This window comes from Mesorhizobium sp. M1428, from assembly GCF_040317515.1.
GTDB lineage: Bacteria > Pseudomonadota > Alphaproteobacteria > Rhizobiales > Rhizobiaceae > Mesorhizobium.
The window spans coordinates 1-1,482 of sequence record NZ_JAMYKT010000066.1 but is presented as its reverse complement, the minus strand read 5'-3'; the positions used below and the strand labels follow the sequence as shown (position 1 = coordinate 1,482).

The following is a 1,482-nucleotide window of genomic DNA, read 5'->3' as shown; positions in this document are numbered from 1 at the left end:
GCTCGGCGAGCATGAGGAGGCTTTACGCCGCGAATTGGCCGCAGCACGAGCGGAGCTAGAGGTTATGCAGCGCGGCGTCCGTGAGCTAAGCGCCCAGGCACACCTACTGGCAGAGACGGTGGCTCAGCAAGCACAAACGCTGAAAGAGCAGCAGCGAACAGAGGAAGCGCTCGGGCTCGATCTGGAGACGGCGCAGCGCGTTATCGAAAGCTACAGGGCCGAAGCCAGTCTCTGGAACAGCGAGGAGGCTGCCGCGCCTGGAGCGCACCCCTCTATGGACGCCTCCCAGCTTGCTGCGAAGCGAACGCTTGATGACGAGCGGCACAAGGTCGAGCTCTTGGAGCAAGAACTTACCACGGCTCGCCAAACTATCGATGCTCTTAAGGCAGGCGCAAAGCTGGCAGCCGTCGAGCAGGCGAACGCCATAAGGGACCGACAGGCGGCCGAGGCCGCTCTAAAGCAGGCTCGAGAAACACTCGAGCTGGGACGCGAACGAGCAGATTCAGCCGTACGTGACCTCGATATTGTTCGCCAGCAACGCGATGCTTTAAAGCAGAACTCGGTAGAATTGAGTGCGGCGCTCGACCAAGAGCGTGAAAGGGCTATCGGTCTAGCCCGCAGCCTCAGTGCCGCGCGTGAGGCAATTGATATCGTCAAGGGTAAGCGTCGCACTGCGGCTGTGGAGCGCGCGCCGAAAGCGCGTACCCCCGCACTTGCAAGTAGGTTATCGCGTTCGGACGCCCAACCAGCCCGTAAACCGGGCTTGCCGAAAAAACAGAAAATGAAGGTCCAAAAGCCGCCGCAAACCGTTCTGCTCGCAACCGTACCTCTTCCCGCAGTATTGCTTCCAACACGGCCATCAAAAAGCTCGAGCCGCGCCAGTGAAGACTAGGGAGCGAGACGACAATGAAGAAGTATGTAGCGGCCGCGTTGACGATCGGGATCACAGTTGGGCCTGCCTCGGCTCTTGAAGCAGGCGTGGGCGGTAGGGCGGGCGGTGTCGGGGTCGGTGCTGGAGTGAGCGCCGGTTCGCAAGGCGTATCTGTGGGGGCGGGCACGAGCGTCGACGGCGTAGGCGGAGCAAATGTTGGAGCTTCGGTCGGGGCAGATGACGGATCAGTCGACGCAGGCGTTGGTGCCAGCGGCAACGTTGGTGATACAAGCACAAGTGCCACTGTGGGCGACGATCCGTCCGCCGAAAACGAAGCGGCTACCGCACCCGACAGTTCGACTGCAGCGACGGCCCCTGCCTCTGCCAAGACCGCTGGGCAATCCATCGTCTTGCCACCCGTCCTCAGGCCTTCCAAAGCCGGTGACGGTGACTCCACCAACGGGTATCCCTTTGGATCTCCGGGACCACTGACAGCGAAACCCGGTACGCCGGTTGCGGTCGTGCGAGCCTGCCGCACGGCGATCGTGGCCGCTGCGACGCCACTTGGCGCCGTCAATGTCCACGCGGTAAGCGCAGGCGCCTTGCGTCAA

1 pseudogene is annotated in these 1,482 nt (G+C 62.3%); it reads left to right on the top strand.

Annotated features, from left to right (window positions below):
* Positions 1–892, top strand: a pseudogene (locus tag NKG60_RS32130) (polysaccharide biosynthesis/export family protein); the annotation flags it as partial.
* Positions 893–1,482: the final 590 nt, after the last annotated feature.